This window comes from Aureimonas sp. AU22, assembly GCF_001463745.1.
Classification (GTDB): Bacteria; Pseudomonadota; Alphaproteobacteria; order Rhizobiales; family Rhizobiaceae; genus Aureimonas.
In genome coordinates, this window is record NZ_BBWJ01000015.1 from 13,608 (window position 1) to 27,089 (window position 13,482).

Genomic DNA, 13,482 nt, shown 5'->3' on the forward strand with positions numbered 1-13,482 from the left:
GCGCCGGGAGGGCTCATACCATCCAGCGACGGTGGAACCACATCCACTGTTCCGGATATTCGCGGACCCAACGCTCCACCACGTCGTTCAACTGCTGGCAGCTCGCCGTGACGTCGATCTCGCCGGCCGCGTCGCGGGCAAGTTCCAGCCGCGGCTCCAACGACAGACGATAGCGCCCGCCCGGCAGGCGCACGCAGCGCGCAGGGTGGATGTCGCAGTCGAACTTGCGCGCGAGCTTGGGCAGCAGCGGGTTGGTGCGGCAGGGGCGCCCGAAGAACGTCGTCAGTTCGCCGCGCTTGAACTTCTGGTCCACCAGCATGCCGACATTGCCGCCGCCCTCGAGCGTGCCGGCCAGCGCCCATGCGGCCCCGGCCTTCGAGGGCACCAGGTGTCCTCCGCGCGTGCGCCGCGCCGACAGAACTTCACGCGCGATATAGCGGTTGTTCGGCTGGCGGAAGAGGGCGGTCAGGTCCAGACCGAACGTCGCCGCGCAGATCGGCAGCAGCTCGAACGAACCGAGATGCGCGGTGAAGAAGATCACCGGCTTGGGGTTGTCGCGCAGCTGCAGGAACAGGTCGATGCCGTCGACCTCGACCATGCCTTTCGACGAGTCCCGCGACGGATCGAAATCGAAGATATCGTCCAGAAAGACGTATTCGGCCGCGATCCGCCCCATCTGGCCCCAGTTGCGCCGGGCGAGGTCCTCGATGGCGGCCTCGTCCTTCTCGGGAAAGGCGAGCCTGAGGTTCTCGAGCGCCACGCGGTGGCGCGGCGTCTTCGGACCGATCCAACGCGCGAGACGGTCCGCCACCTCCAGCCCCTTGCGTGCGGGGAACAGGCGCAGGACCGCGAGCAGCGCGAACAGGACCCGGGCCACCAGCCAGTCGCGCGTCTGCCGCTGCCGCTTCCAGGCCTTCTCCAGAAACCGTCCGCTCATGCGGCGAGATCGGCGTCCACCCGCAGGATGATCTTGCCGAACACCTGCCGCCCTTCCATGCGCTTGAGCGCCACGTCGATGTCAGCGAAGCCGACCTCGGTGTCCACCACCGGGCGCACCCAGCCGCGTGCCATCTTCTGCATGGCGTCGGCCATGTTCTCCATGCGGCATCCGAAGGAGCCGAGGAGTTTGAGTTGCTGCTGGAACAGCATCATCAGGTTGACCTCGGTGGAGACGCCCGACGTCGAGCCGCAGGTAACGAGCCGACCGCCGCGCTTCAGGCACAGCATGGAGCCCGCGAACGTGTCCTTGCCCACATGCTCGAAGACGACGTCGACGCCCTTCTTCTTCGTCAGCTTGCGCACGACGCCTTCGAAGCGGTCCGAGCGGTAGTTGATGACGTGGTCGGCGCCGAGCGCCTTCGCCGGCTCGACCTTCTCGTCGGAGCCGACGGTGGTGATCACGGTCGCACCGTGCCGCTTGGCAAGCTGGATCGCGGCGGTGCCGATGCCCGATCCGCCGGCGTGCACGAGCACCGTTTCACCGGGCTGGAGCTTGGCATTGTCGAACAGCATGTGCTCGACCGTGCCGAATGTCACGGGCGCAAGCGCCGCCCCGACGGCGTCGCAGCCGGGAGGGGCGGGCACGAGCAGGCGCGCCGGCAGGTTGATGCGCTCCTGCGCGAACCCGTCGAGGTGGAACCCATGAACGCCGCCGACATGCTCGCAGAGATTGTCGCGCCCCTCGCGGCAGGCATGGCACAGGCCGCAGGTGCGCGCGCCGTAGATCGACACGAGCTGACCCGGCACCAGACCCGACGTGCCAGCCCCCAGCGTCTCGACGACGCCGGACGCTTCCGCCCCGATGGTCAGCGGCAGCTTGCGCTTGGCGAACGCCATGCCGCGCCAACCCCAGACGTCGATATGATTGAGCGCAACGACCTGGATGCGAACCGTCACCTCGCCGGGACCGGGCGCACCGGGTGCGTCGATCTCGACGCTCCGCAGGTCTCGGTCGGCGACGAGTTGCAAGGCGCGCATGGGGGCTCCTGAAAAGGGAAGGTTCAGCGCGGCTCGCGGCCGAGAACGAGCGAAACGTTCTGGCCGCCGAAGCCGAAGGAATTGGAAAGGACCGCCGAAACGTCCGCCGAGCGCGCCACGTTGGGCACGACGTCGAGCGGGATCACGGGGTCGGGTTGGCTGTAGTTGATCGTGGGCGGCAGCACGCCTTCGCGCATCGACAGGATCGAGACGACCGCCTCGATCGCGCCCGCCGCCGTCAGCGTGTGACCGATCATCGACTTGTTGGACGAGATCGGCACCGATCCGATCGCCTCGCCGAACACGGCCGCGAGACCGGTGTATTCCATCCGGTCGTTCTCGGGCGTCGAGGTGCCGTGGGCGTTGATGTAGCCGATGTCGGCGGGCGTCAGGCCGGCATCCTCCAGTCCCGCGCGGATCGTGGAGATGATCGGCGAGCCGTCGGGCTTGGAGCGGGTGCGGTGGAAGTCGTCGGCCTGTTCGCCGATGCCGTGAACGACGCCGAGGATCGTGGCGCCACGCGCCCGGGCCGACGCCAGCGATTCCAGCACCAGCGCGCCGGCGCCCTCCGCCATGACGAAGCCGTCGCGGTCCTTCGAGAAGGGCTTGGAGGCCCGCTCCGGCGCTTCGTTCTGGGTCGAGAGCGCGGAGAGGAGGGAGAAGCGGATCAGGGCTTCCGCCCCGACCGAACCGTCCGTGCCGATCGCGATGCAACGTTCCGCGTCGCCGCGGCGGATCGCTTCCAGCCCGAGCTGGATGGCGCTGGCGCCGGACGCGCAGGCGGTCGACAAGGTGATGGGCAGGCCGCGCGTGCCGAGCCGGTCGGCCAGGCGCTCGGAAATCCCGCCGAAGAGCGTGAGGTCGTAGATCGCGGCGGAGCGGTTGGTTCGGGCGAGTTCGAGCAGGCGGTCGTAGCCGGCCTCCTCGCGAGCCTCGCCGCTCATCTTGTCCAGCGCCAGGCGCTGCGACCATTCGAGCTCGATCGGCGGCGCTGCCAGGAAGAGCGGCGCGCCGAACCCGGTGGGATCGAGGCCCGCCATCGCGATCGCCTCCGTGCCCGCGGCTTCGGCCAGCGCGTAGGAGAGCGCGATGCCGCTCCATGGCTCGACGTTCATGAAGTCGATCGTACCGGCGATGGTGGTGCGCAGGTTGTCGGTCGGGAAGCGGGTGATCGGGTGGATGCCCGACCGCCCGGCGGTCAGCGCCGCCCAGTTGTCGGCAACGCCCCGCCCGAGCGACGACACGACGCCTACGCCCGTGACCGCAACCACGGGCCGACCCTGAAAATCCAGATCGCGAGAAGCCATCAGTTCCATCCGTCCTCGGCCGAAGCGTTCGGCCCGATCCTCATGCCTCAGCGCGGCTCGATGGCTTCCACCAGGGCGACGCCTTCGCCCCGCACATGGCCGACACTCGTCACCAACGCCTGGGCGGGGGCGAAATCGGCGGGCCGCTCTTCGCCGCCCGCAGCCGGAGCGGGCAAGCGCCCGGCCGACAGATGGATCGCCGCCAGCGCCACGCCGATCGGGAACTGCGCTTCCATCGCATGGCCGACCGCACTGCCATAGGTGCGCAGCGCGGCGTGGGGGAAGCGGGCGCCGAGGAGTTCGGTTTCCGCCGTGGTCTCGGGCTGCAGGCCGCTGGCCCCGGACAGGACGAGGAGGTTCTCGTCCCCGGCTCCGCTCTCGTCGAGGAGACGGGCGAGACGATCGGCAAGACGGCCCTCGGATCGCGGGCCCCGGTCGCCGGCGACGAACCGCAGACGGCCATAGGCCGTCGCGCCGCGTTCGGCCGCATGTTCGGCGTCTTCCAGCACGAGAAACGCACCGACGCTGCCGGGCACGAAGCCGGCCTCGTCTCCGCCGCGCGCCGGAACGGGACGCCATTCGCCGCCGAGCAGGAAGCCGCCGAGTTCGTAGTTGACGAGAAGGTCCTTCCGGTCGGCCGAGAAGGCGCCACCGACGAGGCAGATGCGGCTCTGACCGGCACGGATGCGCGCCGACGCGACCTGAACGGCCGAGATGCCGGCGCTTTCCTCGCCCATGAAGGTGCGCGACGAGCCCGTCACCTTGTGGACGATGGAGATGTTGCCCGCCATCAGGTTGGAAAGCTGCGCGAGAAAGAGCGTCGGGCGAAGCTCGCTCGACAGGAGCTCGTTCATCAGAGGCAGCGGATCGTTCAGGCCGCGCGCGCGGGCCATCACAAGCCCGTCCACCTCCGGATCACGCTCGCCGCCGCCCGCTGCCACGATCATGTCCACCTTCGCGCGCGTCGCCTCGTCGGGCGCGACCTCGGCATCGGCGAGAGCAAGGCCCGCGGCATAGACGCCGAGCTTCTGCCAGGTCTCCATCTGCCGCTGGTCGCCCTTCTTGGGGATCTGCAGCGACCAGTCGATCTGGGGAAGCGGATGGATGGAATGGCCGGTGGGCTCGACGCCCTCGATCGCCGGCTGGAAACCGTCCGCCGCGCCGAGGCGCGCGAGATGGGTTTCGACGCCTTCGCCGAGCGAGGACACGAGACCGACACCGGTGATCAGCACGTCGCGCGCGGGTTGATCCATCGTCGTTTCCGTCGAAAGGGAAGCGCGGGCGCGCCGGGCACCCGCGTCGGGAATGGTCGGTCGAAGCAGCCCGGCCGTCAGACGGCCTTGGCGGCGCGCAGCTCGTCGATCCTGGCGCAGAGGTTCTTCATGACGAAGTACTCCTCCGTCGAGGCCTCGCCCTCGTTGACCCGCTGCGTCCACTTCTCCAGCGGGATCTTGATCCCGAATTCCTTGTCGATCGCGAAGACGATGTCGAGGAAGTCGAGCGAATCGATGCCGAGATCATCGATCGTGTGGCTCTCGGGGGTGATCTGGTCGCGGTCGATCTCGCTCGTCTCGGCGATGATGTCGGCGACCCGGTCGAAGGTTGAAGACAAGGGATCTTCCTCGTAAATCTGTCGGATCGTTCGTGCGGCGAACCTATAGGCAATCCTCCAGCGTTTGCAAAGCGACGCCGCCCGCTGCCCGTTTCCCCATCGCTTGCCGAACAACGACCCGGACCCGATGCGCCCTTACCTTCCGATCCGCTTCGCGGTCGCGCCCATGATCGACTGGACCGACCGGCATTGCCGGTTCCTGCACCGCCGGCTCGCCCCGCGCGCGCTCCTCTACACCGAGATGGTGGTGGCGGACGCGATCCTGCACGGCGATCGCGAGCGGCTTCTCGGGTTCGATCCGGCCGAGTATCCGCTGGCGCTGCAGATCGGCGGATCGGAGCCGCACAAGCTCGCCGAGGCCGCGCGGGTCGGCGAGGGGTTCGGCTACGACGAGATCAACCTCAACGTCGGCTGCCCTTCGGACCGGGTGCAGTCGGGCGCGTTCGGCGCTTGCCTGATGCGCGACCCGGCGCTCGTCGGCCGCTGCCTTGCCGCGATGCGCGAGGCGGTCTCGGTGCCGGTCACGGTGAAGTGCCGGATCGGCGTGGACGAGCAGGATCCCGAACCGGCGCTCGACGCGCTGGCGAATGCCGCCGTCGATGCCGGCGTCTCGGCCATCTGGGTCCACGCGCGCAAGGCCTGGCTGCAGGGGCTGAGTCCCAAGGAGAACCGGGAGATCCCGCCGCTCGACTACGATCGGGTTCACCGCCTGAAGGCGCGCTTGCCGGACATGTTCGTCGGGTTGAACGGCGGGCTTGCGACCGTCGAGGCAGCGGCGGAGCAACTCGTCCATTTCGACGGCGTAATGATGGGCCGCGGCGCCTATCAGAATCCGTCGCAGCTCGCGCATGTCGGCGCTCGCATTCACGGCGACGCGCGCGAGGAGGTCGACCTTGCCGCGCTGATCGACGACATGACGGCCTATGCCGAGCGTCACATGGCGGGGGGCGGGCGCCTTTCCAACGTCACACGCCACATGATCGGCTTGTTCACGGGCTTGCCGGGCGCGCGGCGCTGGCGTCAGCTCCTGTCGGAACGCGCGGTGCGCCCCGACGCGGGGCCGGAGCTCATCCGCGAGGCCTTCGCAGAGGTCCGCTTCGATTCGCCTGCCGAAGCCGCGGCCTGAGCCAAAGGAAAAGCCGGAGCATGGACTGGGCCGAGGTCGGGACCCTCGTCGCGCTGCTGGCGGCGGGCGCATTGTTGTCTGGGTTCCTGGCGGGGTTGCTCGGCATCGGCGGCGGCGCCGTCACGGTGCCCGTGCTGTTTCAGGTCCTCACGACGCTGGACGTCGCCGCCGAGACGCGGATGCAGATCGCGATCGGAACATCGCTCGCCCTGATCATTCCGACCTCCATCCGCTCGTTGCGCGCGCATCTGGCGAAAGGTGCCGTCGACACGGTTCTCCTCAGGCAGTGGATCGTGACCGTGCCGCTCGGCGCGATGCTCGGCGGCGCCGTCGCCAACCTTCTGCCGTCCGATGTGCTGGAGGCGATCTTCGCGGCGATCGCGCTCGTTCTCGGCTTGCGGATGCTGATCGGGAAGCTCCCGTTCCTGCTGGGCCGCGATCTGCCGGGGCGGGTAGGGCGCACGGTTGCCGGGCTCGTGATCGGCGGGCTGTCCGCCATCATGGGCATCGGCGGGGGTGTCCTCAACAACACGTTCATGACGCTCTATGGGCGCACGATGCATCAGGCGGTCGCGACCTCGGCCGGGGTCGGCGTCCTCATCGCCGTTCCCGGCGTCGTCCCGTTCGTCGTCGGCGGCTGGGGCCGTCCCGACCTGCCGCCGTTCAGCCTCGGCAACGTGAGCCTCGCGGCGCTGGCGATCCTGATTCCCCTGTCCATGCCCACGGTGAAGCTCGGCGCGACGCTCGCGCATCGCCTCACCAGGCGGCAGCTGGAGATCGGCTTCGGCCTTTTCCTTCTCACCGTCTCGGTGCGCTTCATCGCAAGCGCACTCTGAGACCGCGTCAGTCCGACAGGACGAGGCGGTCGCCCCGGAAGTCCAGCGACGACAGGGTTCCGAGGAAGCTCATGCCGAGGAGGTTGACCCCGATCCCGTCGCCCTGCGTGACGACGGCCGGCACCCGGCGGCGCTCGATGCTGCCGACGCGGACCCTGTCCAGCATGACGGGCGCTGCGACGGTATCGCCGTTGGCCGTGCGGATGCGCGCGGTGTAACGCAGGGCGGCGAGGTCGATGCCGATCGCAGCCGCCGTGTCGCGATCGAGCGCGATGAGGCTCGCGCCCGTGTCGACGAGGAAATGTACCCGTTCACCGTTCACCTCGGCATCCAGAGCGAAGTGACTGCCGTCGCCGCGCGCTACCATCACCTGTCCGTCCGGGCCGCCGACGCTGACCGCCCGGCCGGGAAGAAGAACCGCCATCATCCGGTCGCCGACCGATCGGATTTCGGGCCCGAACGCATAAGCGGCGATGAGCACGGCGAAGGCTGCGATCCAGATGGCCGCGCCCTTGGCCGCCTCGCCCCAACGACCGCGGAAGGCCACAAGCAGGCCGGAGCCGAGCAGCGTCGTCCACAGACCCATGTAGACCAGCGAAGCGAAGGCGTCGTCGTCGAGACCCAGAACCTCGCCGCCGCCCCATGTCAGCGCGAGAAGCGCGACGCCGATGACGGCGAGAAGGACGACGAGCGTCGTGCCGGAGCGCATGTCAAATCGCCTCCGGCGCCCGCAGGCGGAGCCGGTCCGCAAGCTCGCCGATGATCGTGGAGCGCGCGTCGTCGGACAGGGCGGACCAGTTCGCGATCTCCTCGATCGTCCGTCCGCAGCCGACGCAAAGGCTGCCGGCCGCATCGAGACTGCAGATGCGCACGCAAGGGGAGGCGAGGGCGACGGGAGATGCGATCATGGATCGAGAGATATGGTTTCGCTGCCCGACCGGCAACGTCGCCTCGCCGTGTCGTGTTCGTGTCCGGTGTCCCTCAGGAGAAGTCCGCGAGCGCCGGCATCACCTCGAGCACGCGGGCGTGTGGGAAGGTCGCAAGCGCCTCCGTTCCCCGGCCGGGGGTCGAGTTCAGTTCGAACGATCCGTTGTGAAGGCTCACCAGCGCCTGCACGATGGGTAGACCGAGGCCGGTGCCCTGTTCCGCGCTCTTGATGGCGTTCGCGCCTTGGCCGAAGGAGGACAGCACGAGCGGCATCTCCTCCTTCGGGATGCCGGGCCCGTTGTCGCGTACCGAGACATATTGTCCGCCGCCCGCAGTCCAGCCGACGCGCACCAGGATGGTGCCCTTGGCCGGCGTGAACTTCACCGCGTTGGACAGGAGGTTCAGGATCACCTGCCGCAGCGAACGCGGGTCGCCCCAGAGCTGCGGAAGATCCGGCTCGAACTCCCAGCGGATCTCGATCTGCTTCGCATCGGCCTTCATCTGGACGAAGCCGATGGCCGCCTTCGCGATGGCGACGAGGCTAACCGCCTCCTCGTTGAGCGTGTAGCGTCCCGCCTCGATCCGCGACAGGTCGAGAATCTCGTTGATGAGATCCAGAAGGTGCTGTCCGGAATTGTGGATGTCGCGCGCATATTCGCGGTAGGTGTCGTTGCCGACCGGCCCAAGGATCTGCTCGCTGATCACTTCCGAAAAGCCGAGGATCGCATTGAGCGGCGTGCGCAACTCGTGGCTCATCGTCGCCAGGAACTGTGACTTGGCGAGGTTGGCCTCCTCCGCGCGCTGCCGGGCCTGGTCCGAAGCGATGCGCGCGGCCTCGATCTCGAAAGTGAACTGGTCGCGCTCGGTGCGATGGCGGACGCGATCCGTCTTGGAGGCGCGAAGCCTGCCGGCCACGACGGCGAAGAAGGGCACGGACGACAGAAGAACGACGTGGAGGGCGAGGCTCGAAGGATCGTCGACGCTCAGCGCGAGATAGCCGGTCGCCAGGACCAGGGGAGCGAAGGTCCAGGGTACGACGGCCTTGAGGCTCGCGCCGATCAGCGCCACGGTCGCGATCGCAGATGCGACCACGGCGAGGCGAACCGCATCCAGGGCGGCGAAACCACAGGCGTCGCAGGCCGGCCAGAGCATCAGCACCGCCCAGGGCAGTCCCATGGCGAGGTGGCCCAGTTGGAAACGACGCCGCCACGCGAAGGCCGTCACCATGGACGGGGCCGCCTTCTCGAAGGCTCGAAGAACCAGCAGCAGCGGCAGCGCCATGACGAGGTTCAGCCCGATCCAGGCCGTGAGGATCGCGATGTCGGCAAGGGCGAACAAGGCGCCCGACGCGCCGACGAGCACAGCTAGGACAGGCAGGCCGGCGGAGAACTGCGGCACGTGCTGCCGCAGGAGCTCGAGCTCGATTCGCGGCGGCATGCCATCCGCCGATGTCAGTCGGTCGCGCGTGCGCCGGAGCGTGCGGGCCAGTTCCACGCGGTGACCGGACGCCCCGCCACGGGGCAGGGCCGTCTTCTCCATGGATGGCGGGGCGGCAAGCGACATGGATATGGTTCGGACAAGGGTTGCATGCGGTCGTTCGGCAGCATCCTGTTGCGGAAAACTTAAAGAATTGGCTTAAGAAAACGCGAAAGATCGCGGATGCGCGAACGGACGGTGGCGAGGGGCCGCCGGCACGCTGGGTTCGCCGGGAAGGGGTTCGACTTGGACAGACTCGACAAAAAGATCCTGCGGCTTCTTCAGGAGGACTCGACGCTGGCGGTGGCCGACGTCGCCAAGCGCGTCGGCCTCTCGACCACGCCTTGCTGGCGGCGCATCCAGAAGCTGGAGGAGGAAGGCGTCATCGTGCGGCGCGTCGCCGTGCTCGATCCGGTCAAGGTCAATGCCCGCGTCACGGTCTTCGTGTCCGTGCGCACAGGATCGCATTCGGTGGAATGGCTTCGCCGCTTCTCCGAGGTCGTGCAGGAATTCCCAGAGGTGATCGAGTTCTACCGCATGAGCGGGGACGTCGACTATCTCCTGCGGGTGGTCGTGCCCGACATTGCGGCCTACGATTCGTTCTACAAACGGCTGATCGCGAAGATCGAGATCCGCGACGTCTCTTCGGCGTTCGCCATGGAGCAGATCAAGTACACGACCGAGCTGCCGCTCGACTATCTCATGCTCGACAAGGACCAGCGGGAGAGCTGAGCTCTCCCACCGCCTCATCGGTTCAGCGGTTGAGGCGCGCCAGGAGCGAGGACGTGTCCCATCGCTTGCCGCCCATTGCCTCGATCTCGGCATAGAACTGGTCGACGAGCGCCGTGCCGGGCAGGGACGCGCCGTTGCGCCGGGCTTCGCTGAGGCAGATGCCGAGATCCTTGCGCATCCACTCCACGGCGAAGCCGAAGTCGTAGCGCCCCTCGTCCATCGTCTCGTGGCGGTTCTCCATCTGCCAGGAGCCGGCGGCACCCTTCGAGATGACGTCCACCACCTTGCGGATATCGAGACCGGCCTTCTGGCCGAAATGGATGGCCTCCGACAGACCCTCCACGAGCCCGGCAATGCAGATCTGGTTCATCATCTTGGCGAGTTGGCCGGAGCCGGCCGGCCCCATCAGTCCGATCATCCGCGAATAGGCCTCGATCGTCGGGCGTGCCGTCTCGAACGTGTCGGCTTCTCCTCCTACCATCACGGTGAGGACGCCGTTCTCAGCGCCCGCCTGTCCGCCGGAGACCGGCGCGTCCAGAAACCTGAGGCCTCTGGCCTTCAGGGCCTCGTCCAATTCGCGTGCGAGTTCGGCCGAGGCCGTGGTGTGATCGACCAGAATCGCGCGCTGCTTCATCCCGGCCATCGCGCCGTCGTCGCCGTAGACCACCGAGCGAACGTCGTCGTCGTTGCCCACGCATAGAAACACGATGTCGGCGCCGGCGGCCGCCTCGCGCGGCGTCGGGGCCGCGCGTCCGCGATGCGCTTCGGTCCAGGCCTGCGCCTGGGCCGAATTACGGTTGTAGACCGTGACCTCATGTCCCTTGGCGGCGAGATGACCCGCCATCGGAAACCCCATGACGCCGAGGCCGATGAAACTCGCTGCAACCATTCCCTGGTCCTTCCGCTGCCCGATGGGTCGATACCGTTCGCCAGCTGGCAATGACGCCGGCCGAGCGATTCGCTCGCGCGACGTTAGGCTTCTTCCGGAAGGTTGTCCCCCGACTGACGCCCATGACATCGGCTTCGGGACGACGGGGGGCGATCTGGCTACCGCGTCAGATGCCGGGTCAGCCGGCGCTCGGCGAGGTTGGTCAGGCGGCGTACGATTTCCACCAGCACGAGATAGAAGATCGCCGCCCAGACATATGTCTGGAAGTCGAAGCTGCGTGAGAAGGCCCGGCGCGTTTCGCCGAAAAGGTCGAACACGCTGATGATGGCGACCAGCGCGGACGCCTTCACCATCAGGATGAATTCGTTGGCGTACGGCCGAAGCGCCACGATCATCGCTTGCGGCGCCACCACGCGCCGGATGGTCACGGATCGCGGGAGGGCGAGGGCGCGCGCGCCTTCCCATTGTCCCTTGCCGACGCTCTCGATCGCACCGCGAAGGATCTCAGCCTGATAGGCGGCGGTGTTGAGGGACAACGCGAAGATCGCGCAGTACCAGGCATCGCGGAAGAACCACCAGAGGCCGACCGCCTCGAACCCGGTTCGAAACGTTCCAAAACCGTAGTAGATCAGGAAGATCTGCGCGATCAGCGGCGTGCCGCGGAAGAACGACACGTAGGAGAACGCGGCGCCGCGCGCGAGAGGCTGCCGGGACATACGCCCCGCGGCAACCGGCACCGAAAGAAGGGCACCCATCGCGTAGGAGATGACGACGAGCGAAAGTGTCGTCCACAGGCCTCGCAGGTAGGCAGGACCGTAGGTCGCGACGAGCTGCGGGTTCCATACCTCGACGAGATACACCGCGAGCGCGACGCCCGCGGCCGCCCAAAGCCCAAGCATGAGGATGCCGAGGGGGCCTGGGCGACGTCGAACGGCGGGAGGAGGCGCCATGCTCACCGCACCACCTCGCCGCGCTTGGTCCAGAGTTCGATCCGCCGAAGGCCGACCGAGGAGATCAGCGTCAGCACGAGATAGAGGGCGCAGGCGAGCCCGAAGAACAGGAACGGCTCGCGCGTCACGCGCGCCGCCACCCCGGTCTCGCGCATGATGTCGGCGAGACCGATCACCGAGACGAGTGCCGTATCCTTCAGGAGGTTCAGCCACACGTTGGAGAGGCCCGGCAGGCTGATGCGCAGGAGCTGGGGCAAGATGACGAGCCCGAGGATCCGTCTGTGCGAAAGCCCGAGCGCGCGCGCGCCCTCCCACTGACCGTGGGGAATGGCACGGAAAGCCGACAGGAAGACTTCCGAGGAATAGGCGGCGAAGACGAGGCCGAGCGCCACCATGCCGGAGACGAAGCTCGACAGCGTCCACTGTCCGAGGCCGAGGGCGACCGTCGCGGCGTTGAGGAGGTTCTGGCCGCCGTAATAGACGAGGAAGAGGGTCAGGAGTTCGGGCAGGCCGCGGAAGATCGTCGTGTAGATGTCGGCCGCCCGGCTGAGGGCCGGGTCCTCGCCGCGCTTTGCGAGCGCCAAGGCCAGGCCGAGCACGAGGCCGAACGGCAATGTCGCGAGCGCCAGCGATACGGTGACGAGCGCGCCGTGGGCGATCTCGTCGCCCCAGCCGGTATCGCCGTAGGCGAGAAGCGCAATGTAATCCATCTGTCGATCGCGACCCGCCGACGCTGCAAACCCAAGCGGCAGGTACGGACGATCATGTCCGCGCCTGCCGCCGCTTTCTAGGCTACGGCCTTATTCGCCGTAAACGTCGAACTTGAAGTACTTGTCGTTGATCGCCTTGTAGGTGCCGTCCTTGCGGATCGCCACGATCGCGTCGTCGAACATCGCCTTCAGCTTCTCGTCGCCCTTGCGAAGCGCGATGCCGAGGCCGGGACCGTAAACCGCCTCGTCGACGGGAAGCGTGCCGAGCAGCTTGCAGCAGGCGCCGGCCGGGCTTTCCAGCCATTGCGTCAGAACGAGAACGTCGTCGGTGACGGCATCGAGACGACCGTTCTCGATGTCGAGCTTGTATTCCTCGGCCGTCGGATAGACCTTGACGTCGGACTCCGGGAACATGATCTCGGCGGCCTTGGCGTGGGTCGTCGAGCCCTGTGCGCCAACCGACTTGCCAGCCAGCGACGCGGCGCTCGTATCGGCGATGGTCGAGTCCTTGGGCACGGCCACGGCGCCGGGCGTGTTGTAGTACTTGTTGGTGAAGAGCACCTGTTCAGCGCGTTCCGGCGTGATCGACATGGAGGCCACGATGGCGTCGAAGCGGTCGTTCTGCAGCGCCGGAATGATGCCGTCCCAGTCGGACGTGACGAACGTGCAGGTCACCTTCATCTGCGCGCAGAGCGCCTTGGCGATGTCGATGTCAAAGCCGAGAAGCTGGCCCGAGGCATCGGTGTAGTTGAACGGAGGATAGGCGCCTTCCGTGCCGATGCGGACTTCCGTCCAGGTCTTGTTCGCGTCGCTTTCCTGCGCGGTGGCGGGGCTGGAGACGAGGGCGGCCAGGGCCGCGGCCGCGAGGAGGTTCTGGATCGAGATCATGCGATTGCGCTGTCCTGCCAAGACTGAGGTGCATTTGCCTGCGAGATAGGCA

General features: G+C 67.5%; 15 protein-coding genes. 3 read left to right on the forward strand and 12 right to left on the reverse strand.

The window, feature by feature from the left end; all coding sequences use genetic code 11:
* Positions 1 to 13: 13 nt before the first annotated feature.
* From AUL34_RS06185 to AUL34_RS06205, 5 genes are all read right to left on the reverse strand, one after another.
* Positions 14 to 937: a lipid A biosynthesis lauroyl acyltransferase gene (locus AUL34_RS06185; protein ID WP_061932306.1), complete on the reverse strand. Its 924-nt coding sequence runs from the start codon at positions 935 to 937 to the stop codon at positions 14 to 16.
* Positions 934 to 1,977 (reverse strand): zinc-binding dehydrogenase, encoded by a 1,044-nt coding sequence (locus tag AUL34_RS06190; protein ID WP_061932308.1) that lies wholly within the window; start codon positions 1,975 to 1,977, stop codon positions 934 to 936. Before AUL34_RS06190 ends, AUL34_RS06185 begins: the two co-directional genes overlap by 4 nt.
* A 23-nt stretch (positions 1,978 to 2,000) precedes the next feature.
* Positions 2,001 to 3,284 carry a beta-ketoacyl-ACP synthase gene (locus tag AUL34_RS06195; RefSeq protein ID WP_061932366.1) on the reverse strand — a complete coding sequence of 428 codons (1,284 nt, stop codon included), beginning with the start codon at positions 3,282 to 3,284 and terminating at the stop codon, positions 2,001 to 2,003.
* A gap of 47 nt (positions 3,285 to 3,331) precedes the next feature.
* Complete coding sequence (locus tag AUL34_RS06200) at positions 3,332 to 4,537, reverse strand: beta-ketoacyl-ACP synthase (RefSeq protein WP_061932310.1); 1,206 nt, start codon at positions 4,535 to 4,537, stop codon at positions 3,332 to 3,334.
* Positions 4,538 to 4,614: 77 nt separating this feature from the next.
* Entirely contained in the window at positions 4,615 to 4,896 is a 282-nt protein-coding gene (locus AUL34_RS06205; protein ID WP_061932312.1) for an acyl carrier protein, read from the reverse strand.
* A 127-nt stretch (positions 4,897 to 5,023) separates the two neighbouring features.
* On the opposite strand from AUL34_RS06205, the gene dusA reads away from it, so the two are divergent.
* Positions 5,024 to 6,022: a tRNA dihydrouridine(20/20a) synthase DusA gene (gene dusA / locus AUL34_RS06210; RefSeq protein WP_061932314.1), complete on the forward strand. Its 999-nt coding sequence runs from the start codon at positions 5,024 to 5,026 to the stop codon at positions 6,020 to 6,022.
* Between the two features lie 20 nt (positions 6,023 to 6,042).
* The gene (locus tag AUL34_RS06215; RefSeq protein WP_061932316.1) at positions 6,043 to 6,858 is read left to right on the forward strand and encodes a sulfite exporter TauE/SafE family protein; all 816 of its coding nucleotides are present in this window, start codon (positions 6,043 to 6,045) and stop codon (positions 6,856 to 6,858) included.
* Between the two features lie 7 nt (positions 6,859 to 6,865).
* Here the strand turns inward: AUL34_RS06215 and AUL34_RS06220 are convergent, their stop codons facing one another.
* From AUL34_RS06220 to AUL34_RS06230, 3 genes are all read right to left on the reverse strand, one after another.
* The gene (locus tag AUL34_RS06220) at positions 6,866 to 7,567 is read right to left on the reverse strand and encodes a TIGR02281 family clan AA aspartic protease (protein WP_061932319.1); all 702 of its coding nucleotides are present in this window, start codon (positions 7,565 to 7,567) and stop codon (positions 6,866 to 6,868) included.
* Between the two features lies 1 nt (position 7,568).
* Positions 7,569 to 7,766 (reverse strand): DUF1289 domain-containing protein, encoded by a 198-nt coding sequence (locus tag AUL34_RS06225; RefSeq protein ID WP_061932321.1) that lies wholly within the window; start codon positions 7,764 to 7,766, stop codon positions 7,569 to 7,571.
* Between the two features lie 73 nt (positions 7,767 to 7,839).
* Positions 7,840 to 9,348: a HAMP domain-containing sensor histidine kinase gene (locus AUL34_RS06230; protein WP_082653189.1), complete on the reverse strand. Its 1,509-nt coding sequence runs from the start codon at positions 9,346 to 9,348 to the stop codon at positions 7,840 to 7,842.
* A 159-nt stretch (positions 9,349 to 9,507) separates the two neighbouring features.
* On the opposite strand from AUL34_RS06230, the gene AUL34_RS06235 reads away from it, so the two are divergent.
* Complete coding sequence (locus tag AUL34_RS06235; RefSeq protein WP_061932370.1) at positions 9,508 to 9,993, forward strand: Lrp/AsnC family transcriptional regulator; 486 nt, start codon at positions 9,508 to 9,510, stop codon at positions 9,991 to 9,993.
* 22 nt (positions 9,994 to 10,015) lie between these two features.
* Here the strand turns inward: AUL34_RS06235 and AUL34_RS06240 are convergent, their stop codons facing one another.
* The 4 genes from AUL34_RS06240 to AUL34_RS06255 all read right to left on the reverse strand — a co-directional run bounded on the left by AUL34_RS06240 (position 10,016) and on the right by AUL34_RS06255 (position 13,430).
* On the reverse strand, positions 10,016 to 10,882 hold the full coding sequence (locus AUL34_RS06240) for an NAD(P)-dependent oxidoreductase (protein ID WP_061932323.1): 867 nt from the start codon (positions 10,880 to 10,882) through the stop codon (positions 10,016 to 10,018).
* 158 nt (positions 10,883 to 11,040) lie between these two features.
* The gene (locus AUL34_RS06245) at positions 11,041 to 11,832 is read right to left on the reverse strand and encodes an ABC transporter permease (protein ID WP_061932325.1); all 792 of its coding nucleotides are present in this window, start codon (positions 11,830 to 11,832) and stop codon (positions 11,041 to 11,043) included.
* Between the two features lie 2 nt (positions 11,833 to 11,834).
* Positions 11,835 to 12,542, reverse strand: coding sequence for an ABC transporter permease (locus AUL34_RS06250; protein WP_061932327.1), 708 nt, complete (start codon positions 12,540 to 12,542; stop codon positions 11,835 to 11,837).
* A gap of 90 nt (positions 12,543 to 12,632) precedes the next feature.
* Entirely contained in the window at positions 12,633 to 13,430 is a 798-nt protein-coding gene (locus tag AUL34_RS06255) for an ABC transporter substrate-binding protein (RefSeq protein WP_061932329.1), read from the reverse strand.
* Positions 13,431 to 13,482 lie beyond the last annotated feature (52 nt).

What these genes read in the sequence shown, in the direction of transcription:
- AUL34_RS06185 (WP_061932306.1), bottom strand. Translation starts at nt 937, where the DNA reads ATGAGCGGACGGTTTCTGGAGAAGGCCTGGAAGCGGCAGCGGCAGACG.
- AUL34_RS06190 (WP_061932308.1), bottom strand. Translation starts at nt 1,977, where the DNA reads ATGCGCGCCTTGCAACTCGTCGCCGACCGAGACCTGCGGAGCGTCGAG.
- AUL34_RS06195 (WP_061932366.1), bottom strand. Translation starts at nt 3,284, where the DNA reads ATGGCTTCTCGCGATCTGGATTTTCAGGGTCGGCCCGTGGTTGCGGTC.
- AUL34_RS06200 (WP_061932310.1), bottom strand. Translation starts at nt 4,537, where the DNA reads ATGGATCAACCCGCGCGCGACGTGCTGATCACCGGTGTCGGTCTCGTG.
- dusA (WP_061932314.1), top strand. Translation starts at nt 5,024, where the DNA reads ATGCGCCCTTACCTTCCGATCCGCTTCGCGGTCGCGCCCATGATCGAC.
- AUL34_RS06215 (WP_061932316.1), top strand. Translation starts at nt 6,043, where the DNA reads ATGGACTGGGCCGAGGTCGGGACCCTCGTCGCGCTGCTGGCGGCGGGC.
- AUL34_RS06220 (WP_061932319.1), bottom strand. Translation starts at nt 7,567, where the DNA reads ATGCGCTCCGGCACGACGCTCGTCGTCCTTCTCGCCGTCATCGGCGTC.
- AUL34_RS06225 (WP_061932321.1), bottom strand. Translation starts at nt 7,766, where the DNA reads ATGATCGCATCTCCCGTCGCCCTCGCCTCCCCTTGCGTGCGCATCTGC.
- AUL34_RS06230 (WP_082653189.1), bottom strand. Translation starts at nt 9,348, where the DNA reads ATGTCGCTTGCCGCCCCGCCATCCATGGAGAAGACGGCCCTGCCCCGT.
- AUL34_RS06240 (WP_061932323.1), bottom strand. Translation starts at nt 10,882, where the DNA reads ATGGTTGCAGCGAGTTTCATCGGCCTCGGCGTCATGGGGTTTCCGATG.
- AUL34_RS06245 (WP_061932325.1), bottom strand. Translation starts at nt 11,832, where the DNA reads ATGGCGCCTCCTCCCGCCGTTCGACGTCGCCCAGGCCCCCTCGGCATC.
- AUL34_RS06250 (WP_061932327.1), bottom strand. Translation starts at nt 12,542, where the DNA reads ATGGATTACATTGCGCTTCTCGCCTACGGCGATACCGGCTGGGGCGAC.
- AUL34_RS06255 (WP_061932329.1), bottom strand. Translation starts at nt 13,430, where the DNA reads ATGATCTCGATCCAGAACCTCCTCGCGGCCGCGGCCCTGGCCGCCCTC.